24 protein-coding genes are annotated in these 21,099 nt (G+C 73.0%); 11 read left to right on the plus strand and 13 right to left on the minus strand.

Translation table 11 applies throughout. The annotated features are described in order from the left end of the window. Nucleotides 1-21: 21 nt before the first annotated feature. On the plus strand, nt 22-1,302 hold the full coding sequence (locus ASD16_RS05240; RefSeq protein WP_055913736.1) for a hypothetical protein: 1,281 nt from the start codon (nt 22-24) through the stop codon (nt 1,300-1,302). A gap of 2 nt (nt 1,303-1,304) precedes the next feature. On the opposite strand, the gene ASD16_RS05245 is transcribed toward ASD16_RS05240, so the two are convergent. From ASD16_RS05245 to lpdA, 3 genes are all read right to left on the minus strand, one after another. Next, on the minus strand, nt 1,305-2,195 hold the full coding sequence (locus ASD16_RS05245; protein ID WP_055915741.1) for a TIGR01777 family oxidoreductase: 891 nt from the start codon (nt 2,193-2,195) through the stop codon (nt 1,305-1,307). 110 nt (nt 2,196-2,305) lie between these two features. Continuing rightward, nucleotides 2,306-4,150, minus strand: coding sequence for a 2-oxoglutarate dehydrogenase, E2 component, dihydrolipoamide succinyltransferase (gene sucB / locus ASD16_RS05250; protein ID WP_055913740.1), 1,845 nt, complete (start codon nt 4,148-4,150; stop codon nt 2,306-2,308). 30 nt (nt 4,151-4,180) lie between these two features. Then, entirely contained in the window at nt 4,181-5,566 is a 1,386-nt protein-coding gene (lpdA, locus tag ASD16_RS05255) for a dihydrolipoyl dehydrogenase (RefSeq protein ID WP_082570601.1), read from the minus strand. A 201-nt stretch (nt 5,567-5,767) separates the two neighbouring features. On the opposite strand from lpdA, the gene ASD16_RS05260 reads away from it, so the two are divergent. Beyond that, a complete protein-coding gene (locus ASD16_RS05260) occupies nt 5,768-6,106 on the plus strand; it encodes a hypothetical protein (RefSeq protein ID WP_055913746.1) in 339 nt (112 codons plus the stop codon). Between the two features lie 4 nt (nt 6,107-6,110). Here the strand turns inward: ASD16_RS05260 and ASD16_RS05265 are convergent, their stop codons facing one another. Next, nucleotides 6,111-7,595 (minus strand): leucyl aminopeptidase, encoded by a 1,485-nt coding sequence (locus ASD16_RS05265; protein ID WP_055913749.1) that lies wholly within the window; start codon nt 7,593-7,595, stop codon nt 6,111-6,113. A gap of 71 nt (nt 7,596-7,666) precedes the next feature. Here ASD16_RS05265 and ASD16_RS05270 point away from each other — a divergent pair, with 71 nt between their 5' ends. Genes ASD16_RS05270 through ASD16_RS05285 form a run of 4 tightly spaced genes read left to right on the plus strand, consistent with a single transcriptional unit; the run spans nt 7,667 to nt 9,742 of the window. Further along, on the plus strand, nt 7,667-8,026 hold the full coding sequence (locus tag ASD16_RS05270) for a hypothetical protein (protein WP_055913751.1): 360 nt from the start codon (nt 7,667-7,669) through the stop codon (nt 8,024-8,026). After that, on the plus strand, nt 8,023-8,460 hold the full coding sequence (locus tag ASD16_RS05275; protein WP_055913754.1) for a hypothetical protein: 438 nt from the start codon (nt 8,023-8,025) through the stop codon (nt 8,458-8,460). The genes ASD16_RS05270 and ASD16_RS05275 overlap by 4 nt, the downstream gene beginning before the upstream one ends. A 5-nt stretch (nt 8,461-8,465) precedes the next feature. Continuing rightward, the gene (locus tag ASD16_RS05280) at nt 8,466-9,530 is read left to right on the plus strand and encodes a quinone-dependent dihydroorotate dehydrogenase (protein ID WP_055915742.1); all 1,065 of its coding nucleotides are present in this window, start codon (nt 8,466-8,468) and stop codon (nt 9,528-9,530) included. Then, nucleotides 9,530-9,742, plus strand: a complete 213-nt coding sequence (locus tag ASD16_RS05285; protein WP_055913757.1) for a hypothetical protein — start codon at nt 9,530-9,532, stop codon at nt 9,740-9,742. The genes ASD16_RS05280 and ASD16_RS05285 overlap by 1 nt, the downstream gene beginning before the upstream one ends. A gap of 3 nt (nt 9,743-9,745) precedes the next feature. Here the strand turns inward: ASD16_RS05285 and ASD16_RS05290 are convergent, their stop codons facing one another. Beyond that, on the minus strand, nt 9,746-11,206 hold the full coding sequence (locus ASD16_RS05290) for a PLP-dependent aminotransferase family protein (RefSeq protein WP_055913760.1): 1,461 nt from the start codon (nt 11,204-11,206) through the stop codon (nt 9,746-9,748). Between the two features lie 63 nt (nt 11,207-11,269). On the opposite strand from ASD16_RS05290, the gene ASD16_RS22010 reads away from it, so the two are divergent. Both ASD16_RS22010 and ASD16_RS05295 read left to right on the plus strand, forming a co-directional pair. Further along, entirely contained in the window at nt 11,270-11,422 is a 153-nt protein-coding gene (locus ASD16_RS22010; protein ID WP_200942847.1) for a hypothetical protein, read from the plus strand. 32 nt (nt 11,423-11,454) lie between these two features. After that, nucleotides 11,455-12,093 carry a YitT family protein gene (locus tag ASD16_RS05295; protein ID WP_369817916.1) on the plus strand — a complete coding sequence of 213 codons (639 nt, stop codon included), beginning with the start codon at nt 11,455-11,457 and terminating at the stop codon, nt 12,091-12,093. Nucleotides 12,094-12,130: 37 nt separating this feature from the next. On the opposite strand, the gene ASD16_RS05300 is transcribed toward ASD16_RS05295, so the two are convergent. After that, on the minus strand, nt 12,131-13,141 hold the full coding sequence (locus ASD16_RS05300) for an aldo/keto reductase family protein (protein ID WP_055915745.1): 1,011 nt from the start codon (nt 13,139-13,141) through the stop codon (nt 12,131-12,133). A gap of 21 nt (nt 13,142-13,162) precedes the next feature. Further along, entirely contained in the window at nt 13,163-13,744 is a 582-nt protein-coding gene (locus tag ASD16_RS05305) for a DUF3043 domain-containing protein (protein WP_055913763.1), read from the minus strand. Between the two features lie 32 nt (nt 13,745-13,776). Between ASD16_RS05305 and ASD16_RS05310 the strand changes: the two genes are divergently transcribed. After that, nucleotides 13,777-15,159: a dipeptidase gene (locus ASD16_RS05310; protein ID WP_055913766.1), complete on the plus strand. Its 1,383-nt coding sequence runs from the start codon at nt 13,777-13,779 to the stop codon at nt 15,157-15,159. A 38-nt stretch (nt 15,160-15,197) separates the two neighbouring features. On the opposite strand, the gene ASD16_RS05315 is transcribed toward ASD16_RS05310, so the two are convergent. The 4 genes from ASD16_RS05315 to nadA are packed head-to-tail and all read right to left on the minus strand — an operon-like array spanning nt 15,198 to nt 17,869. Next, a complete protein-coding gene (locus tag ASD16_RS05315; protein WP_055913769.1) occupies nt 15,198-15,740 on the minus strand; it encodes a thioesterase family protein in 543 nt (180 codons plus the stop codon). Nucleotides 15,741-15,750: 10 nt separating this feature from the next. After that, nucleotides 15,751-16,080, minus strand: a complete 330-nt coding sequence (locus ASD16_RS05320) for an antibiotic biosynthesis monooxygenase (protein WP_055913772.1) — start codon at nt 16,078-16,080, stop codon at nt 15,751-15,753. Beyond that, entirely contained in the window at nt 16,077-16,676 is a 600-nt protein-coding gene (locus tag ASD16_RS05325; RefSeq protein ID WP_235523114.1) for a DJ-1/PfpI family protein, read from the minus strand. Before ASD16_RS05325 ends, ASD16_RS05320 begins: the two co-directional genes overlap by 4 nt. Nucleotides 16,677-16,678: 2 nt before the next feature. Further along, a complete protein-coding gene (nadA, locus tag ASD16_RS05330) occupies nt 16,679-17,869 on the minus strand; it encodes a quinolinate synthase NadA (RefSeq protein WP_055913775.1) in 1,191 nt (396 codons plus the stop codon). A 54-nt stretch (nt 17,870-17,923) separates the two neighbouring features. Here nadA and ASD16_RS05335 point away from each other — a divergent pair, with 54 nt between their 5' ends. Beyond that, a complete protein-coding gene (locus ASD16_RS05335; protein ID WP_055913778.1) occupies nt 17,924-19,114 on the plus strand; it encodes a glycerate kinase in 1,191 nt (396 codons plus the stop codon). Nucleotides 19,115-19,226: 112 nt separating this feature from the next. Further along, entirely contained in the window at nt 19,227-19,589 is a 363-nt protein-coding gene (gene erpA, locus ASD16_RS05340) for an iron-sulfur cluster insertion protein ErpA (protein WP_055913781.1), read from the plus strand. A 46-nt stretch (nt 19,590-19,635) separates the two neighbouring features. Here the strand turns inward: erpA and ASD16_RS05345 are convergent, their stop codons facing one another. Both ASD16_RS05345 and ASD16_RS05350 read right to left on the minus strand, forming a co-directional pair. Further along, on the minus strand, nt 19,636-19,857 hold the full coding sequence (locus ASD16_RS05345) for a sulfurtransferase TusA family protein (RefSeq protein WP_235523115.1): 222 nt from the start codon (nt 19,855-19,857) through the stop codon (nt 19,636-19,638). After that, complete coding sequence (locus ASD16_RS05350; RefSeq protein WP_369817918.1) at nt 19,854-21,047, minus strand: cysteine desulfurase family protein; 1,194 nt, start codon at nt 21,045-21,047, stop codon at nt 19,854-19,856. The genes ASD16_RS05345 and ASD16_RS05350 overlap by 4 nt, the downstream gene beginning before the upstream one ends. Nucleotides 21,048-21,099: the final 52 nt, after the last annotated feature.

The following is a 21,099-nucleotide window of genomic DNA, read 5'->3' on the forward strand; positions in this document are numbered from 1 at the left end:
CGACCAGGCTTGGATGTCCCGATGGACAGGTTCGTCGTGCCGACCGATGTCGAGACCGCCCTCGTGGACGCCGGGTTCCATCCCGTCGAGGTCGCCGGATCCGGGTGGCTCGCCGTGGCTCTCGACGGCTCTGACCGACGGCTGGAGCTGCACGTCGTCCCGGCAGTGGTCGACGCCGGGACGTCCGACCGCGCCGCGCGGCTGTGCGCGGTCCGGCACGAGCACCTTCCGCAGGTCCTCGACGTCATCGAGCTGTCGTCCGGTCGGCTCGGCCTCGTCGTCGAGCACGTGGACGGCCTCTCCCTCGCGCAGATCCGCGCCGCCCGAGCACCGCTGGCCGACGGCGAGGCTGCGACGGTGGCCATCCCCGTGGCCGGTGCCCTTGCCGCGCTGCACGACGCCGGGCTGTCCCACGGGGCCGTGAGCGAGTCGACGGTCGTGGTCCGACCCGATGGCCGCCCGGCCCTGGTCGACCTGCGCGGTGCCCTCTCCGGCGGCGCCGACACCGAGACGGACGTCCGGTGCCTGGTCGCCACCGTGCTCGACCAGATGCCGGGCGCGGACGTGCACCTGGTGTCCGACCAGGAGGACGACAGGAGTCTGCGGGAGGCCTTCGCCGGGTTGCTGGCCCGGCCCGGGCTCGACGCCGACCACGTGGTCGACGCCTGCTATGCGACCGCGGACCCCGAACCTGTGCGGCTCCCCGACGCGGGCGCCCGGGCTTCCTCGGCGCTGACGGCCATGGCCCGTGAGGGCGATCCCGCGCGGGTGCTGAGCACGACCCGTCGGCAGGACAGGGCGCGGCGCAGGCGGCGCACGGCCCGGATCTCTGTCGGTGTGCTGGTCGCTGTCGCGGTGGTGGCAGCGGGCGTCGGGGGAGTGCACCTCGTCGGCAGACCGCCGGAGCCGGCACCCGTGGCCGACGACCCGGTGCGGGCCGCCATCGAGCTGAGCCGGGTCCGGGCGCAGGTCATCGAGACCGGCGACGTGTCCCAGCTGGGGACGGTCGACGTCCCCGACGGGCCGGCGGCGGCGGCGGACGCGCAGGTCCTGGCGGGCCTCGACGGCGCGCGCGTCGACGGGCTGTCGATCGACGTGCGGGACGCGCGTCTCGTCGAGGACGACGGCCGACGACGCGACACCACGGACGTCGCCGTGACGTCCGCGATGTCCGCGCACGTCCGGGTTCCCGCCGACGGTGGTGCCGCGGTGCAGGTGGCGGCGTCCGAGGCGCGGACCGTGGTGCTGGGCCTGCGGTGGACCGACGACGGCTGGCGCGTCTGGGACGTCGTGGAGCCGTGACGTCAGTCGCGCTGGGCGACCCACTCCGCCGCGGTGGCAAGGTCGGCGTGAACCGGCACGAAGCCGCTGGCGTCGAGCACGGCGGGAACAGCGCGGATGGACCCGAGGACCTCGGAGGAGAAGTCTCCGAGCACCGCGCGGAGCGCGAACGCGGGCACCGGCACGACCGCGGGCCGGTGCATCGCCCGGGCGAGCGCCGCGACCACCTCGGCGTTGCGCGCCGGGGCGGTCACCAGGTTGACGGGGCCGTGCACCGGTGCGGTCAGCAGGTGCTCGACGGCCCGGACGTGGTCGAGCAGGGTGATCCACGGCCAGAACTGCCGCCCCGACCCGAGCCGCCCTCCGACGCCGAGCCGGATCAACGGGAGCAGCCGGCCGAGGGCACCGCCACCCTGGCCCAGCACGATGCCGGTCCGCAGGTGGACCACCCGCACGCCGGCGTCCTGCGCGGGAGCGGTCGCCGCCTCCCAGTGCCGCACGACGTTGGCGAAGAACGTCGTCCCGATCGGCTCGTCCTCGTCCAGCAGGTCCTCGCCGCGCGAGCCGTACGCGCCGATCCCCGACGCCTGGAGCAGCACCTGCGGGCCGTCGTCGAGGGCAGCGAGCGTCCGGGCGAGCAGACCGGTGGTGTTCAGGCGGGACGAGAGGACCTCACGCTTGCGGGCCGTCGTGAGGGGTCGGGAGCCGGGGTTGACCCCCGCGAGGTTGATGACGGCGTCGGAGCCGGCGATCGCGTCGGGGTCGAGGCGCCCTGCGTCCGGGTCCCAGGAGATCTGCGACGGGCCCCGCGCAGAACCCCGCACCAGGACGCGGACGTCGTGACCGTCGCGCTGGAGGTGGGGGACGAGAGCGGACCCGATGAAGCCGTGCGACCCGGCGATGACGACCTGCATGGCGCTCACCCTACGGTCGGTCCGCGTCGCCGGCCCGGCGGGCGCCGACGCACGGCGGCCCGGCACCCTCGCGGGGTACCGGGCCGTCGTGGTGGGTCAGGTGCTGCGGGTCAGAGGCCGACCTCGGACTCGAACGAGCCCTCCTCGATGCGGCTCTTGACCGCGGAGAGGTAGCGGGACGCGTCGGCGCCGTCGACCAGGCGGTGGTCGTACGACAGCGACAGGTAGCACATCGACCGGATCGCGATGACCTCGGCGCCGTCGGCGTCCTGGATGACGACGGGGCGCTTGACGATCGCGCCCGTGCCCAGGATCGCGGACGTGCCGCCGGGGACGATCGGGGTGTCGATGATCGCGCCGCCGGAACCCGTGTTGGTCACGGTGAACGTGGCACCGCTGAGCTCGTCCGGCGTGACCTTGTTCTGGCGGGTGCGACCCGCCAGATCGACGATCTTGCGCGAGATGCCGGCGAGGTTCAGGTCGCCCGCGTCGCGGATCACCGGGACGAGGAGGCCCTTCTCGGTGTCGACGGCGATGCCGACGTTCTCCTGCGCGTGGTACGTGATCTGGTTGCCCTCGAGCACGCCGTTGATCTTCGGGAACGCCTTGAGCGCCTCGACGGCGGCCAGCACGAAGAACGGCAGGAACGTGAGGTTGACGCCCTCGCGTGCCTTGAAGTCCTCCTTGGCCTTCGCTCGGAGCCGGGCGACACGCGTCACGTCGACCTCGACGACCGTGGTCAGCTGCGCCTGCGAGTGCAGTGCGTCGACCATGCGCTCGGCGATGATCTGACGGAGCCGGCTGGCCTTCTCCGTCGTGCCCCGCAGCGGCAAGACCGCCGGAACTGCGGCGGCGGGCTTGGCGGCGGGTGCGGCCGGCGCTGCGGCAGCAGGCTGGGCCTTGGCGGCCTCGGCGGCAGCCTTCTCCGCCTCGGCCTTGGCCGCGGCGTCGAGGACGTCCTCTTTGCGGATCCGACCACCCACACCGGTGCCGACGAGCGACGCGACGTCGACACCCTTCTCGGCCGCGAGCTTGCGGACGAGCGGCGTCAGGTAGGTGCCCGACACCGAAGGAGCAGGGGCGGGGGAGGCTGCGGGCGTGGCGGGCACCGGCGCAGGCGTCGGTGTCGCCGGGACGGGAGCGGGCGTGGTCTCCTTCTCGGCGGCCGGCTCYGGCTCCGGCTCGGGGGTCTTCTCCGGCTCCGGAGCGGGCTCGGGCGCCTTCTCCTCGGCCGGCGCCGACTCCTGGGGCGCGGCGGCGGGGGCGGACCCGGAGCCGATGACGGCGAGCACCGCACCGACCTGGACCGTCTCGTCCTCCTGGACCAGGATCTGCTGCAGCGTGCCGGCGAACGGGGACGGGATCTCGGTGTCGACCTTGTCCGTCGAGATCTCGAGCAGCGGCTCGTCGAGCGCGACCTCGTCGCCGACCGCCTTGAGCCAGCGGGTGACGGTGCCCTCGGTGACGGACTCGCCCAGCGCAGGGAGCGTGACGTTCTCGCCGGTCCCGCCCTGCTCGACGGCAGCCGGTGCGGCGGCGGGCTCCTCGTGCTCCTCGACGGACTGCTCCGCGGCAGCGGTCTCCGCAGCGGGCTCCTCCGCGGGAGCCTGCTCGGCGGGCGCCTCCGCTGCGGGAGCCTGCTCGGCCGGAGCCTCCTCGGCGGCCGCCTGCGGGGCCGACTCCTCGGCCGGAGCGGCGTCCTGCGAGGACGCGCCCTCGCCGGAACCGATGACGGCGAGCGTCGCGCCGACCTCGACGGTCTCGTCCTCCTGGACCAGGATCTGCTCCAGGACGCCGGCGAACGGCGAGGGGATCTCGGTGTCGACCTTGTCGGTCGAGATCTCGAGCAGCGGCTCGTCGACCTCCACCGTGTCGCCCACGTTCTTCAGCCAGCGGGTGACGGTCCCCTCGGTGACGGACTCACCGAGTGCGGGCAGCTGCACGTTGTCGGACATGACCGCTCGTGTCTCCTTCGATTCGTGAGGTCAGTTGTGGGCGTGCAGCGGCTTGCCGGCGAGCGCGAGGTGCGCCTCCCCGAGGGCCTCGTTCTGCGTGGGGTGGGCGTGCACGAGGGAGGCGACGTCCTCGGGGTAGGCCTCCCAGTTCACGATGAGCTGGCCCTCGCCGATGAGCTCGCCGACTCGCGCGCCGATCATGTGGACGCCGATGACCGGTCCGTCCTTCTGGCGCACGAGCTTGACGAATCCCTGGGTGCCGAGGATCTGGCTCTTGCCGTTGCCGCCCAGGTTGTACTCGAGCGTCTCGACGCCGTCGGCCCCGTGGACCTCCTTGGCGCGCGCCTCCGTGAGACCGACCGAGGCGACCTCGGGGTCGGAGTAGGTCACGCGCGGGATGCCCGACTCGACGATGCCGGCCGGCTTGAGCCCGGCGATCTCCTCGGCGACGAAGATGCCCTGCGCGAACCCGCGGTGCGCGAGCTGCAGGCCGGGGACGATGTCACCCACGGCGTAGATGTTGCCGACGCCGGTGTGCAGGCGCTCGTCGGTGATGACGAAGCCGCGGTCGAGGGTGATGCCCTGCTCCTCGTAGCCGACGCCGGAGGTGCGGGGTCCGCGACCCACGGCCACGAGCAGGAGGTCGGCGTCGAACGTCTTGCCGTCTTCGAGCGAGACGTGCACGCCGTTGTCGTCCTGGGTCACGCCGGCGAACCGGACGCCCAGGTTGAAGTTGATGCCGCGCTTGCGGAACTGGCGCTCGAACGCCTTGGACAGCGACTCGTCCTCGTTGGCGATGAGGTGGGGGAGCGCCTCGATGATCGTGACGTCCGCGCCGAAGGACTTCCAGACGCTGGCGAACTCCGACCCGATGACGCCGCCGCCGAGCACGATGACCGACTTCGGGACCCAGTCGAGCTGGAGGGCCTGGTCCGAGGTGATGACCCGGCCGCCGATCTCGAGGCCAGGCAGCGAGCGCGCGTACGAGCCGGTGCCGAGCACGATGTACTCGCCGGTGACCCGCTCGCCGTTGACCTCGACCGTGTCCTTGGCGACGAGCTTGCCGTAGCCCTCGAAGACGGTGATCTTGCGGGACTTGATCAGTCCCTGCAGGCCCTTGTAGAGGCGACCGATCACGGTGGCCTTGTACTCGTTCACACCGTTCATGTCGATGTGGTCGAGGCTGGTGTGGACGCCGAAGTGGGCGCCGTCGCGGGCGTTGTCCGCCAGCTCGGCGGCGTGCAGCAGCGCCTTGGTGGGTACGCAGCCGACGTGCAGGCAGGTGCCGCCCACCTTGTCGGCCTCGATGAGGGCGACGGACTTGCCCAGCTGTGCGGCGCGCAGTGCGGCTGCGTAGCCGCCGCTGCCTCCGCCCAGGACGACGATGTCGAAAGCGGTGCCGTTCGTGTCGGCCACGTGCAGACTCCTCATACGCAGACTTGGTGGTCTCGAGCTCGCCGACCATCCTGTCATCCCCGCAGGGATGGAACGACCCGGACGGCGGACGCGCCCATGTGACACTCAGAACAGTCGTCCCATGACTGGTGTTCCGTCTCGTGCGTCACGTCCGGGTTCCACCCCGCAGATCGACAGGTTCGCAGGCTACCCTCGTGCGCCATGGGCCTGTTCTCCCGCCGCAAGCCGGCCGCCACCGACGCCCCGACGGACCGGGGCGCGCGTGAGGCGACGCTCGCCCACCTGAAGGACTTCGTCGCCACCCGCGTCGGCGTCGAGGCGTACGTCGAGCCGCAGACCAACTCGACGCCGACGACGATGATGCTCGTCGCCACGGACGGTGAGTGGACCCGCCGCCGGGTGCCGGACCCGAAGACGGCCTGGGAGCTGGCCCGAGACATGGGGATCCCGGTGTACGACGTGCAGCGGACCGGCTACCCGCAGCGCGTCCGGGACTGGAACTCGCGCCAGCGGCTCGCCGGCAAGCGCAAGCACGCCTAGCGTCCTAGGCCGTCGGCGCACGCCTCTCGAGCAGGGCGAGCAGCGTCCGCACCCCGACGCCGGTGCCGCCCACGGGCGTGTAGCCGTGCGCGGTCCGCTCGTTGTACGCGGGGCCCGCGATGTCGAGGTGCGCCCACGGCGTCTGACCGACGAACTCCTGCAGGAAGATCCCCGCGGTGAGCATGCCGCCGAACCGGTCGCCGATGTTCGCGATGTCCGCGACCTTCGACTTCAGGCCCGCCCGCAGGTCCGCGGGGAGCGGCATCGGCCAGAACTGCTCGCCGCTGACCTCGGCGGCCGCGACGACCTCACCGCGCACGTCGTCGGTGCCCATCACCGCGGACACGCGGTGCCCGAGCGCGACCAGCTGGGCACCGGTGAGGGTGGCGATGTCGAGGACGACGTCGGGCTTCTCCTCGATGGCGGCGACCAGACCGTCGGCCATCACGAGGCGGCCCTCGGCGTCGGTGTTCAGCACCTCGACGGTCTTCCCGCCGCGGATGGTCAGCACGTCGGACGGGCGCTGCGCCGTGCCGGACGGCATGTTCTCCGCGAGGCAGAGCCAGCCGGTGACCGCGACGGGCAGCTCGAGGCGCGCGGCCGCGACCACGGTGTGCAGCACGGCGGCAGCACCGGCCATGTCGGACTTCATGGCCTCCATGCCGGCGGCCGGCTTGATCGAGATGCCACCCGAGTCGAACGTGATCCCCTTGCCGACGAGGGCGACCTTGACCTTCGGACGCGACGGCGAGTACGACACCTTGACCAGCCGGGGACCACGCACGGAGCCCTGACCGACGCCGATCAGACCGCCGTAGCCGCCGGCGGCGAGCGCCTTGTCGTCGAGCACCGTGACCTTGAGGCCCTTGGCGCCCGAGTCCTTGACGGCGGCCTTGGCGGCCTCCGCGAACGCGGCCGGGTAGAGGTCGTTCGGCGCAGCGTTGACCAGGTCGCGCGTGCCGTGCACGGCGGCGGCGACGATCTCGGCGCGGGCGACCGCTGACAGCGTCGCGCGGTCCCGCGGGTGCGCGGTGACGATCTGGATCGTTCTCACGGGCGCCTGCTTGGCCGCCTCGGAGGCGCGGTAGCGCATGTAGGAGTACGCGCCGAACAGGGCGCCCTCCGCGACCGCGGCCACGGACTCCGCGTCGTCTGCCGGGAGCGCGAGACCGACGCTCGCGGTGCCGGCGAGCTCGCGCGTCGCCGCCCCGGCTGCGCGGCGGAGCGTCTCGGGGGTGATCTTGTCGGCCGGTCCGACGCCCGTGAGCACGAGCACCGTGGCGGCCAGCGCGGTGCCGGGAAGCCGGCGGACCTCGTCCGCCGCCCCGGTGATGCCGAGCGCTGCGGCATCGGCCAGCTGGGCGCGCAGCTCCTTGGGGAGGCTGTCGATGCCGAGGACGGTCGGTGCCCCGTCCTGCTGGGCGACAGCGACCACGAGGGCGTCGACGGCGAGGCGGGCAGGGTCGTGGGAGGTCAGCGAGACGGTCACGCGTCGATGATAGGCATGGGCACTGTCGGGCCGGTCGGCTCTGGTGCTCTGCGCCGGTACGGTGGGGCACCGTGATCGTCCCCCTCGCGCTCCTCGTCGGCGCCCTGTGCCTCGCCCTGGGTGCATGGGCCGCCTGGTTCGTCGTCCGGGACCGCGCCGTGGTGCTGCGCCAGCTGTGGGGCGCCGCCGTCATCGAAGGTGTGCTCGTCCTGCAGGCCGCGATCGCCGGCATCCTCGCCGCGACCGGCTCGCCCGACGTCGACGGTGTCCTGCTCTGGGGCTACGTCCTCACCCAGGCGCTGATCCTGCCGATCGCCGCCGCGTGGGCGTTCGCCGAGCGCTCCCGCTGGAGCTCGGTGGTGCTGCTCGTGGCGGCGGTGACCGTGGCGTTCCTCGAGTTCCGACTGCTCCAGATCTGGGGGACCGTGTGACCGACCGACCGACGGCAACGCAGAGACCGACGGGGAGCGGCCCGGGCCGCCTCCTCGTGGCGGTCTACGGGATCCTCGCGCTCGCCGCGACGGCCCGCGGGATCTACCAGGTGGCGACCAAGCTCGACGAGGCGCCGGTCGCGTACCTGCTCTCGCTCGCCGCCGGCCTCGTGTACGTCGTCGCGACGATCGCGCTGGCCACGGACCGGCGCACGCTGGCGTGGTGGGCGGTGTCGATCGAGATGGTCGGCGTGCTGACCGTCGGGCTGCTGTCGCTCGTCGACGTGGGGGACTTCCCCGACGAGACGGTGTGGTCGGCGTTCGGCCAGGGCTACGGGTACGTCCCGCTGGTGCTGCCGTTCCTCGGCCTGGTGTGGCTGTGGCGCACGCGGCGGACGCCCGACGTGCCGCCCGCGTCGGACGACCTAGGGTGAAGAACGTGTACCGACTGCTGTTCGACCTCGTGTTCCGTCGCATGGATCCGGAGCGCGCCCACGAGGTGGCGTTCCGGTTGATCCGGGCGGTGGCGCAGGTCCCGTTCCTGCGCGACGCGGTGCACCGGGTCTTCCGGGCCTCCGACGCAGGAGTCGTGCACGTCTGGGGGCGACGGTTCCCCTCGAGGTTCGGGCTGGCGGCCGGGTTCGACAAGAACGCGGTCGGGGTCGCGGGCCTGACGATGCTCGGCTTCGGGTTCGTGGAGGTCGGTACGGTCACGGCGCACGCGCAGCCGGGCAACGAGCCGCCCCGGCTCTGGCGCGTCCTGGAGCAGCGCGCGCTGCGCAACCGGATGGGCTTCAACAACGAGGGCTCGGCGGCGGTGGCGGACCGGCTGCGGCGCCTGCGTGCTACTCCGGCGGGCCGTCGGCTCGTGGTCGGGGTCAACATCGGCAAGACCAAGGTGACCCCCGCCGAGCAGGCGCCGGCCGACTACGCGACGAGTGCCGGCCGCCTCGCGCCGTACGCGGACTACCTGGTGGTGAACGTGTCGTCCCCGAACACCCCGGGCCTGCGCGACCTGCAGTCGGTCGAGGCGCTCCGCCCGATCCTGGAGGCCACCCGGGTGGCCGCCGACGAGGCGACCGCGTCGGCAGGGCTCGCCCCGGTGCCGTTGCTGGTCAAGATCGCCCCGGACCTGTCCGACGACGACGTGGACGCGGTGGCCGAGCTCGCCGCCGAGCTGGGTCTGGACGGGATCGTCGCGGTCAACACGACCATCGGCCACGACCTCGGGCCCGGCGGGCTGTCCGGCCCTCCCGTGCTGGCCCGCGGTCTCGACGTCGTGGCCCGGCTGCGTAACCAGCTCGGCCCCGACGCGGTGATCATCGGCGTAGGTGGCATCACGACCGCCGCCGACGCGCGCGAGTACGTGGCCGTCGGCGCGACCCTCGTCCAGGGCTACACGGGCCTCATCTACGAGGGTCCGGCGTATGCGTCGCGGATCACCCGCGCCCTCGCGGCGGACGAGGCGTTGCGCGGTCCGGCTCGACGCAAGGCGGTCGCGTGATGGTCGTGCGGCCGCAGTGGGAGTGGCGTTTCGACGGTGCCGACGGGTCGGTGCTCGACCGGCCGGTGAGCCCGGTGTTCACCACGCAGTACGACGCCGAGCAGTGGCTCGGCGAGCACTGGCGCACGCTGGCCGCCCAGGGTGTGCACGCGGTGGGTCTGCTGCACGAGGGCACCCAGGCTACGCCCACTCTCACGCTGCCGCTGATCTGAGCGTCACACCAGCGCGTGCACCCGGTCGGGTCCGGTGACCGGTGCGGTGATCCCGAGCCCCGCCCACGCGGAGGCCAGCCCGGCGACCGCTCGGCGCAGGTCGTCGGGTGACGTGGTGAACGGCAGCCGCAGGTTGCGCTCGAAGCTGCCGTCCACGCCGAACGCCGTGCCGGGGACGACGCGGACCCCGTGCCGGGTGGAGAAAGCGGCCAGGGCGCTGGACACGGGAGCGCCCAGATCCGCCCAGAGGGACAGCCCGCCCGCCGGCACGTCGAACCGCCAGGAGGGCAGCTGGTCGAGCAGCAGGCCGGCCAACAGGTCGCGCCGGGCGCGCAGCTCGGTCCGTCGACGGTCCAGCAGATCGGTCGGTTGCGCGAGCAGCTCGGCAACGACCAGCTGCTCCAGCACCGCTGTCCCGTGGTCGGTGTGCGCACGCGTGGAGGCGAGCCGGAAGACCAGGTCCGGGTGCGCGCGGACCCAGCCGACCCGCAACCCGCCCCAGTAGCTCTTGGACGCCGAGCCGATCGAGATGACGTAGGCCGACGCCGTGCCGTCGTCTGCGTACGAGCGGGGCGCCGGGCCGTCCATGGTCAGCTCGGTCAGGACCTCGTCGCCGACGATCGCCGTGCGATACCGCCGGGCCAGGGCACGCACCTGGGCGCGCTCCTCGTCGTCGAGGCTGGTCCCGGTGGGGTTGTGGTGGTCGGGGATCAGGTAGACCAGCCGGGGCGACACCTGCCGCAGGGTCGACTCGAGCAGGTCGATGTCCAGACCGGAGCTGCCTGACGGGACCGGTACCGGGCGGGCACCGACGCTCCGCACCACGTCGATCGCGAGCGGGTAGGTGGGGTGCTCGACGACGACTCGGTCGCCGGGGCCGGCATGCGCTGTGACCAGCAGGTGGATCGCCTGCTGCGCCCCCGTCGTGATCAGGACCTGGTCCGGGCTCGTGGGAGTTCCGCGCCCGGTGTACCAGCGGGCGACGGCCTCACGCAGCACCGGGAGACCGAGGGGGGAGTAGCCGGTTCCGGAGAGGTGGCGGGGGAGTGCGTCGAGCGCCGCGAGGTAGGCGCCGTGCAGGGACGAGGGTGCCGACGGAGCCGCCATCGCCAGATCGACGACGCCCGGCTCGTGCCCTACGGACTCCGCCATCGACACGCGAGCGCCAGGTCCCGTCGGAAGGGTGGTGACCGTTCCCGAGCCCCGTCGGCTCACGAGGTAGCCCTCGTCACGAAGCAGCCCGTACGTCGCGGTGGTTGTCGTTCGGGACACACCGGCGGCATCGGCGAGCTCGCGCTCGCTGGGTAGGCGAGTGCTCAGCGGGACGGATCCGGAGAGGATCGCGGCCCGCAGTGCGTCCGCGAGTGCGACGTAGGCCGGGCCGGGCCGCTGCCATGCGCCCAGCACGGCGTCCAGGCGGAGGCCGCTGATCCGGCGGTCCGTGGGCAGCTCCTCCGTGGTCATAGGGCCACTATGGCAGAAGTGGCTATTCCAAGCGAGGCCACATAGGAGCCAGAGTTGCGTCCCATGGAGATGTGGTTGTGGTTCGGGATAGCGGTCGTCCTGCTCGCGGGGCTCGTCGTGGCGCTGTGGCGCACGGTCCGGCGAGACGGGCTGGGACACAGGCCTCCGCCGACGGCACAGCGGGCATGGTCCGAGCAGTCCGAGCTGCTCACGTGAGCCGCGACGGCGGGCGGACGTATGCTCGCGCGGTGCTGCCCTGGATGCGTCCCGACGCGCGCCCCGTGCGTCGAGGCGTGCAGCTGCTGGTCGGCCTCGTCCTGTACGCGGCGTCGATCGCGATGCTGGTGGACGCCGGCCTGGGCAGCATGCCGTGGGACGTCCTCACCCAGGGGATCGTGCTCCGCACGGACCTGTCGTTCGGTGTCGTCACCCTGCTGACCGGGCTGGTCGTCCTGGCGTGCTGGATCCCGCTGCGGCAGCGGCCCGGTGTCGGGACCGTCGCGAACGTCATCGTGATCAGCGCACTCGTGGACCCGTTCCTCACACTGCTCGACGGGCTCCCGGACGCGCTCGGCGTGCGCATCGCGCTGGCGGCCTCCGGCATCGTGCTCAACGGCCTGGCGACGGGCCTGTACGTCGGTGCCCGCCTCGGGCCGGGCCCGCGCGACGGACTCATGACCGGGCTCGTCCGCCGGACCGGGCGCTCCGTGCGGCTGGTCCGCACCACCATCGAGGTCACCGTCGTGTCGGTCGGCTGGCTGCTGGGCGGCACGGTCGGGTTCGCGACCCTGGCCTACGCGCTGGCCATCGGGCCGCTCGTGCACCTGTTCCTGGCGCGCCTGACGGTCCCGGTCCCGGTCGCGACGGAGGAACTCGTCACGGTGTGAGGCAGACCCGGCCCCATCGCTGGGGCCGGGTCCTCGCTCAGCGTGCGGGCGGCGCGTTCTTCGCGGTCTCGGCCGGGTCGGAGACCACCGAGTCACCCAGGACCGTGTCGATCCGGGTGAGCAGCTCGGCCGGGATCGTCACGCCGGAGGCCTTGACGTTCTCGGTGACCTGCTCGGGCCGCGACGCGCCGATGATCGCGGCGGCGACGTTCTCGTTCTGCAGCACCCATGCCACGGCCAGCTGGGCCAGCGACAGGCCGAGCTCGTCGGCGACCGGGGTGAGGTCCTGCACCCGCTGCAGCACGTCGGGCTGCTCCAGGAAGCGGCCGATGAACCGGGCGCCACCCTTCTCGTCGGTCGCGCGGGACCCGGCGGGCGGCGCCTCGCCCGGCTTGTACTTGCCGGTGAGCACGCCCTGCGCCACCGGCGACCAGACGATCTGCGACACCCCGAGCTCCGCGGACGTCGGGACGACCTCGCCCTCGATGACCCGCCAGAGGGCCGAGTACTGCGGCTGGTTCGAGATGAGCTGGAAGCCGAGGTCCTGGGCGAGCGCGTGGCCGGCGCGGATCTGGTCGGCGGTCCACTCGCTCACGCCGATGTAGAGCGCCTTGCCCGAGCGCACGACGTCGGCGAACGCCTGCATCGTCTCCTCGAGCGGGGTCGACTCGTCATAGCGGTGCGCCTGGTACAGGTCGACGTAGTCCGTCTGGAGGCGCTGCAGCGAGCCGTCGATCGACTCGAGGATGTGCTTGCGCGACAGCCCCATGTCGTTGGCGCCGCCAGGGCCGGTCGGCCAGTACACCTTGGTGAAGATCTCGAGCGACTGGCGCCGCTCGCCCTTCAGCGCCTCGCCGAGGACGGTCTCGGCCTTGGTGTTCGCGTAGACGTCCGCGGTGTCGAAGCTCGTGATGCCCGCGTCGAGCGCGGCGCGCACGCAGGCCTTCGCGGTGTCGTTCTCCACCTGCGAGCCGTGCGTGAGCCAGTTGCCGTAGGTGATCTCGGTGATCTTCAGGCCGGAGCGGCCCAGGTAGCGGTAGGAAACCATGCCCGCCACCCTACGGCGGCGTCAGACGGGTCGCTGTCCGTGCTTGACCTGTGCCTTGGGCATGCGGGACGGGCGGATCTGGAACGCCCGCAGGACGCCGTACATGGCCGCGCCGCGCGGGATCTGCTCGATCCCGAACTTGGCGACGAGGCGCTTCTTCAGGCCGCGCCACATCAGCCAGCCGTCGATGACCGCCGCGATGATGTAGACGTACAGCGCCAGGATGGCGAAGACGGCGAACTCGGTCTTGGCCAGGGCGAACTGGATGACCAGGAACACGGCAGCCACCGGCAGGAAGAACTCGCCCAGGTTCCAGCGGGCGTCGACCGAGTCACGGATGAAGCGACGCACAGGCCCGCGGTCCTTCGCCGGCATGTTGCGCTCGTCACCGGTCTGCATCGCCCGGTACTCGATGTCACGCTGCGCCTTGGCCCGCTCGCGGCTGGCCTTCTTCGTGGCCGGTGCCACGAGGGGACGCTTGTTCGCCGCCTCGGAGACCTTCCGCTTCGGCGTCGGGCGGCCCTTGCCCGCATCCGTGGGCGGCGGCGTGCTCTCCGTCAGTGCGGGAGTCACGGGCTGGGGGTCGTTGCTGCGTCCGAACACCCCGCCAGGGTAGTCGAGTAGCGTGCTGGTCCGTGACCGACGCCGCCCCCTCCTCGCCCATCCTCCCCGGCGACCGGACGGACGCGCTGCGCGCGCGGACCGCCGCCGCGTTCGGCGCGCTGCGCGCCGACCTGGAGGCCCTCGTCCGCATCCCGAGCGTGTCCAACGCCGAGTTCGACCAGACGCACGTGGCGGCGAGCGCCGATGCCGTCGTGGCACTGCTGCGCGGCGCCGGCCTCGACGACGTCCAGGTCCTGTCCGTGCCGTCGGGTGCTCCCGCGGTCGTCGGCCGCCGCCCAGCGCCGGAGGGTGCGCCGACCGTCCTCCTGTACGCGCACCACGACGTGCAGCCGCCCGGGGACGACGCCGACTGGGACAGCCCGCCGTTCGAGCCCACCGAGCGCGACGGACGCCTGTACGGGCGCGGTGCCGCCGACGACAAGGCCGGCGTGATCGCGCACGTGGGAGCCCTGCGCGTGCTGGGGGACGAGCTCGGCGTCGGTGTCACGGTGTTCATCGAGGGCGAGGAGGAGATCGGCTCGCCGACGTTCACCGAGTTCCTGCACGCCTACCAGGACCTTCTGCGCGCCGACGTGATCGTCGTCGCCGACTCCTCGAACTGGGCGATCGGGGTGCCGGGCCTCACCACGTCGCTCCGTGGCCTGGTGGACTGCGTCGTCGAGGTGGCGGTGCTGGAGCACGCCGTGCACTCGGGGATGTTCGGCGGCGCGATCCTCGACGCGCCCACGCTGCTGGCGCGGCTGATCACCACGTTGCACGACGACGAGGGCAACGTCGCCGTCGACGGCCTGGTGCAGGCATCCGACCCGACCGTCGACTACGACGAGGCGACGTTCCGTGCCGACGCGAGCGTGCTCGACGGTGTCCGCCTCGCGGGCACGGGACCCATCACGGCCCGGCTGTGGACCCGCCCGGCGATCGGTGTCATCGGCTTCGACGCCCCGCGGGTGGCGAGCGCGTCGAACACGATCACGCCGCGCGCGTCGGCCAAGCTCTCCGTCCGCCTCGCACCCGGCCAGGACCCGGACGCCGCCATGGTCGCGCTGCGGACGCACCTCGTCGGCAATGCGCCCTTCGGCGCGCGCGTCACCGTGACGGACGGCGAGAAGGGCAAGCCGTTCCAGGCGCCGACCGACTCGACGGCGATGCAGGCGGCCCGGTGGGCGTTCGCGCAGTCGTGGGGGACCGAGCCTGTGGACATCGGGGTCGGCGGGTCCATCCCGTTCATCGCCGACCTGCTGGAGGTCTACCCGGAGGCGGCGATCCTGGTCACGGGTGTGGAGGACCCGGACGGCCGCGCGCACGGCGCCAACGAGTCGGTGCACCTCGGAGAGCTGGAGAAGGTCGTGCTCGCCGAGGCGCTGCTGCTGGAGCGGCTGGCCTCGGGCAGCTAGAGGTCGCCCACGCGTGCCGTGCCCTGCAGCCCCCGGCGTCAGGTGGCGGGCTGGTCCCTGTGCGCGACACCGACCGCCTCGGCCCACGCCTGCACGTCGGCGGGGAGCTCGGGCGACGGGCCGTCGTGCGTGCCCAGCAGGTCGATGACGTCCGGTGCGGGCACGCGCGACCCGTCACGGCTGAGGAACCGACCGGCGATCACCCCGCGGGCGACGTGCTGACCGCCGCGCGTGAACGTCTGCTCGAGGTATGCGCAGCGCGGGTCCCAGCCCAGCAGGCGGGTGGTGATCTCGAACCGCTGGCCGAGGGTCAGCGAACGGCGGTACGAGACGGTCGACGACGCGACGACCGGGTACCAGCCGCGCTCGTTCAGCAGGCCGAACGCTCCGAGGTCCGCCAGGAAGTTGCTCCGCGCGACGTCCATCATCTGCAGGTACACGCCGTTGTTCACGTGGCGGTAGAAGTCCAGGTCGCCGAGGTGGACCCGCAGCTGCGTGACCGACGGGTCGAGCACCCCGCGGCCGGGAACGGCCCGGCGAGGGCGGGTGGTGGCCAGTGCGAGCTGGATCATCCTGGTCATTCGCGCGATGTTACTCGCGAGTAGGTTCGACCGGAACCGGGACGAAGTGCTCGACGACCGGGAACGGGTCGTAGAAGTGGTGCAGGAGCTCGCGCCACCGGGCGTACTGCGGCGACCCGCGGAACCCCACCTCGTGCGCCTCCACCGAGTCCCACCCGATCAGCAGCAGGTACGTCCCTTCCTGCTCGACACCGCGCGAGACGCGGATCCCGCGGAAGCCTGGCATGCCCGAGACGAGCGGCACCGCCTCGGCCATCGCCGCCTCGAACGCCTCGTGCTCGCCCGCGCGCACCGGCAGGAGGGCGTGCTCGAGCACGGGGGCGTCGAGCAGACCGGTCATACGGGAGGCTCGGGGTCGTACTGGATGCCGCGACGCACCGCGCGGGCGGCGTCGACCGACTCCAGCCGGGCGACCAGGTGCAGGGCCATGTCGATGCCCGCGGAGACCCCGGCCGAGGTGACGATGTCGCCGTCGTCGACGAACCGGGCCTCGGTGTCCGCCAGCACGCTCGGGTCGAGCACGGCCAGCTCGTCGAAGGCTTGCCAGTGCGTCGTCGCCGGGCGCCCGGACAACAGACCCGCCGCGGCGTACACGAGCGCACCCGTGCAGACGCTGGTCATCAGCGGCGTCGAGGCCCGCATCCCACGCACCCAGTCCAGGTGGGCCGGGTCGCGCAGGAGCGCCCGGGTGCCGAAGCCCCCGGGGTACACCAGGACGTGCAACGGGCCGACCTCGTCCGCGCTCAGGTCGGGGACCAGCCGCAGGCCCTTGGCGCACCGGACGCCGCTGCCGTCGAGCGAGAACGTCACGACCTCGGGCCGCAGCTCCGAGTGCCGCGCCCAGTAGGCGAGCACCTCGTACGGGCCGACGACGTCGAGCTCCTCGGCGTCGTCGAACACGAAGATGCCCACCCGCATGTGGTGCCCGGTCGGCACGGTCAGTACCCCGGCAGGGCGAGCATCTGGTCGAGCGCGACCCGGGCCCAGTGGGCGTCGTCGGCGTCCACGACGATCCGGTTGACCGGCCGGCCCGCCACCAGGGACTCCATCGCCCACACCAGGTGCGGCAGGTCGATGCGGTTCATGGTCGAGCAGAAGCACACCGTCGAGTCGAGGTAGTGGATGTTCTTGTCCGGGTGCGCGGCCGCGAGCCGGCGGACCAGGTTGAGCTCGGTGCCGACGGCCCAGGAGCTGCCCGGCGCGGCGGCGTCGAGCGCCTTGACGATGTACTCCGTCGAGCCCACCAGGTCCGCGGCGAGGACGACCTCGTGCTGGCACTCCGGGTGCACGATGACGGTCACGTCAGGGACGGCCGCGCGGATGTCGGTGACGTTCCGGACCGAGAACCGACCGTGCACCGAGCAGTGGCCGCGCCACAGGATCATGCGAGCGTCCCGCAGCTGCTCAGCGGTCAGACCGCCGCCGGGCTTGCGCGGGTCGAACACGACGCAGTCGTCGAGCGAGAGGCCCAGCTGCTGGACCGCGGTGTTGCGCCCGAGGTGCTGGTCGGGCATGAACAGCACCTTGCCGGTGCCGTCGACGCCACCCACCTTGTCGAACGCCCACCTCAGCGCCACGTGCGCGTTGGACGACGTGCAGATGGTGCCGCCGTGGCGCCCGGTGAACGCCTTGATCGACGCCGCGGAGTTCATGTAGGTCACGGGCACCGTCGACTCCGCGACGCCGGCCTCGACCAGCACGTCCCAGGCGTCCTCGACCTGGTCGATCGCCGCCATGTCCGCCATGGAGCAACCGGCGGCGAGGTCCGGGAGGATCACCTGCTGGTGGTCGGACGTGAGGATGTCGGCCGACTCGGCCATGAAGTGCACGCCGCAGAACAGGATGAACTCGGCCTCGGGCCGGGCGGCGGCCTCACGCGCGAGCTTGAACGAGTCGCCCGTGACGTCGGCGAACTCGATGACCTCGTCGCGCTGGTAGTGGTGGCCCAGCACGAACGCGCGGGACCCCAGGGCAGCGCGTGCGGCACGGGCTCGCTCGACGAGGTCCGGGTCGCTCGGTGCGGGCAGGCCGCCGACGCACTCGACGCCGCGCTCGGAGGCCAGGTCGACACCGCGGCCCAGCAGCAGGAGGGCCGACGGAGCCGGCTCGGAGAAGGTGCTCACGCTCACGCGGCGATCCTCGCACACGGGGCCTGCACGCTCACCGCCGCGGACCGTGTCACGATGCACGCCGTGCGCGTGCTCATCGCCCCCGACAGCTTCGGCTCGAGCCTGACGGCCGCCGAGGCCGCCCAGACCATCGCCGGGGCGTGGCGCACGACGGCACCGCACGACGATGTGACCGTGTGCCCGCTGTCGGACGGTGGCCCCGGCTTCGTCGCCACGCTGCAGTCGGCACTCGGCGGTGAGCTCCTCCCGGTGACCGTCGAGTCGCCGGTCGGCACGCCCGTTCCGGCGGTGATCCTGCTGGTGGGCACGACCGCTTACGTCGAGTCCGCACAGGCCGTCGGCCTCCCGCTGGTCCCCGACGGGCTGCGCGACCCCACCCGCACCTCCAGCCGCGGGGTGGGGGAGCTGCTCGCCGCCGCCCTCGACGCAGGTGCCCGACGGGTCGTCGTCGGGCTCGGCGGCTCCGCGACGAACGACGCCGGCGCGGGGGCCCTGGTGGGGTTGGCCCGCGCGCTCGGACTGCAGAGCCCGGCCGACGTCCTCGGTGCGGGCGGCGGGACGCTCGGCCAGGTCACAGCGGACGACCTTCTCGGACTGCGGGAGCTCCGCGACCGGCTGCACGACGTGGAGCTCGTCGTCGCCACCGACGTCGACGTGCCGCTGCTGGGCCTGCACGGCGCGAGCGCCGGGTTCGCGGCCCAGAAGGGGGCGACGCCCGAGCAGGCGCAGGACCTCGAGCGGGCGCTCGGGCACTTCGCGCACGCCGCCACCGCTGCCCTCGGCGACGCGGTCCGCCCGGACCTGCTCGCGGGAGCCCGTCCCGCGGCGACCGCGTCCCGGCTGACGGCCGCGCCCGGCGCCGGTGCGGCGGGCGGGTTGGGTTTCGGGCTGGCGTTGCTCGGTGCCCGGCTGGTGCCCGGCTCGGTCTTCGTGGCGGACGCCGTCGGCCTGGTAGACCTGATCGCCGACCACGACGTCGTCGTCACCGGCGAGGGCAGGTTCGACTGGCAGTCCCTGCACGGGAAGGTCGTGTCCGAGGTGGCCTCGCGCGCGCTCCCGGCCGCCGTCCCCACGGTCGTCCTCGCGGGGGAGGTGCTGGTCGGGCGTCGTGAGCTGTCCGCAGCGGGGATCACGGCCGCCTACGCGGTCGGCGAGAACCCCGAGCAGGTGGCCGCCGCGCTCGCTGCGCCGGCGCAGACCCTCGCGGCGCGTGCCGCCCGGGTAGCGAGAACCTGGTCACGTTGAGCGGAAGTCCGCCGTCGGAGTCGTACCCTGGACGGGAACAACCTCGGGTTCGGTGCTGTTGCCGAGGTTGACGCACCAGAACTGCTGTCCAGCGAGCACCCAGGAGAGACCAATGAGCGAGACCACCGCGACGCAGAGCGCGACCGAGACGCACGGCGTCCTCCTCACCGACTTCGCCGCCTCGAAGGTCCGCAGCCTGCTCGAGCAGGAGGGCCGCGACGACCTGCGTCTGCGCGTCGCCGTCCAGCCCGGTGGTTGCTCCGGCCTCATCTACCAGCTCTACTTCGACGAGCGGGTCCTCGACGGCGACGTCGTCAAGGACTACGACGGTGTCGAGGTCGTCGTCGACCGCATGAGCGTGCCGTACCTCGACGGCGCGACGATCGACTTCGCCGACTCGATCGAGAAGCAGGGCTTCACCATCGACAACCCGAACGCGGGCAGCGCGTGCGCGTGCGGCGGCTCGTTCAGCTGATCTGACGCGACGCAGGCCCGGTTTCCTCAGGGGAGCCGGGCCTTCGTCATGCGTGCGTCCGGACGGTGAGCGCGTGCACGCCGTCCTGCTCGGTGGCTCCGACCATCTCGTGGCCACGCATGCGGGCCCAGGCGGGCACGTCGTGCACCGCGGCGGGGTCGGTGGCCAGCACGGTCAGCTCGGTGCCCGGCGGCGCCTCCGCGGCGGCCCGTGCGAGGCGGATCACCGGTGCCGGGCAGCGCAGCCCGCGCGCGTCGACGGTCGTCACAGGCCGCCGACCCCCCAGGCCTGACGGACGCCGACGACGATCCCGGGCAGCTCGGCGAGGAACCGCTCGACGTCCTGGGCCGACGTGCCGCGGGGGAGCGCCAGGCGGATGTTCCCGTGCGTCAGCGCCCCCATGGCCGCCAGCACGTGGCTCGGCTCCAGCGCGCTCGACGTGCACGCCGACCCCGAGCCGACCGCGAAGCCGCGCGCGTCGAGCGCGGCCAGGAGCGCCTCGCCCTCGACGTACAGGCACGAGAACGTCAGGACGTGGGGGAGACGGTCCACCGGGTGCCCGACCACGTCCACGTCCGGCACCTCGGCCGCGACGCGCGAGCGGAGCGTGTCCACCAGCGCGCGGCGAGCGGCGTCGTCCCGAGACCTCGTCGAGACGGCCACCTGGAGCGCGACCGCGGCCGCCAGCGCGGCGGGCACGCTCACCCCGCCCGGGAACCACCGGTCCTCGTCCTCCGGCCAGTCGGGCGAACGCCGGACCCCGGACCGCGTCACGAGGACGCCGAGCCCTCCGGGGCCGCCCCAGTCGCCCGCGTCCGCCGCGAGCAGGTCCCACGCGTCGCCGACGTCCACGTGGCCGAGGCTGGCGCCCGCGTCCACCAGCAGCGGGACACCCGCGGTCCGCGCAGCGTCGTGCACGGCGCCGACAGGCTGCAGCGTGCCCACCTCGCCGTTCGCGTGCTGCAGCGCGGCGAGTGCCACCCCCGGACGGGCGAGCGCAGCCGAGAACTCCTGGGCGTCCACCTGCCCGTACCGGTCGACGCCGACCGTCGCGCGGTCCCCGGTGAAGTCCGCCGCATTCAGCACCGCCGCGCGCTCGACCGCGCTGACCACGACCTGCGACCCCGTCCGTCGACGCCCGCGGGCGACGGACCGGACCGCGCCGTGCAGCGCTGCGGTGTGCGACGGAGCCAGGTCGACCTCGGGCGTGCGGGCGCCGACCGATGCGGCGATCGCCTCCCGTGCACCGTCCAGCAGCATGCGCGCGCGACGGCCCTCGGCGTGCAGGCGCCGAGGATCCGCCCAGCCCTGGTCGAGGGCCTCCAGGAACGCGCTGCGCGCCTCGGGCAGCAGCGGCGCCCGGCCGCCGGCGTCGAGAACCACCCTGCCGGCAGTGGCGTGCGTCACAGCGGCCGCCGCGGAGCCGGCGGCGGGATCACGGTCGGACGGGCTGCTCACCGGGGCACCGTAACCCCGCAGAGCCGTCACCAGGCGCGGGACCACCGGGATC

It is taken from the genome of Cellulomonas sp. Root485 (genome assembly GCF_001426705.1).
GTDB lineage: Bacteria > Actinomycetota > Actinomycetes > Actinomycetales > Cellulomonadaceae > Cellulomonas.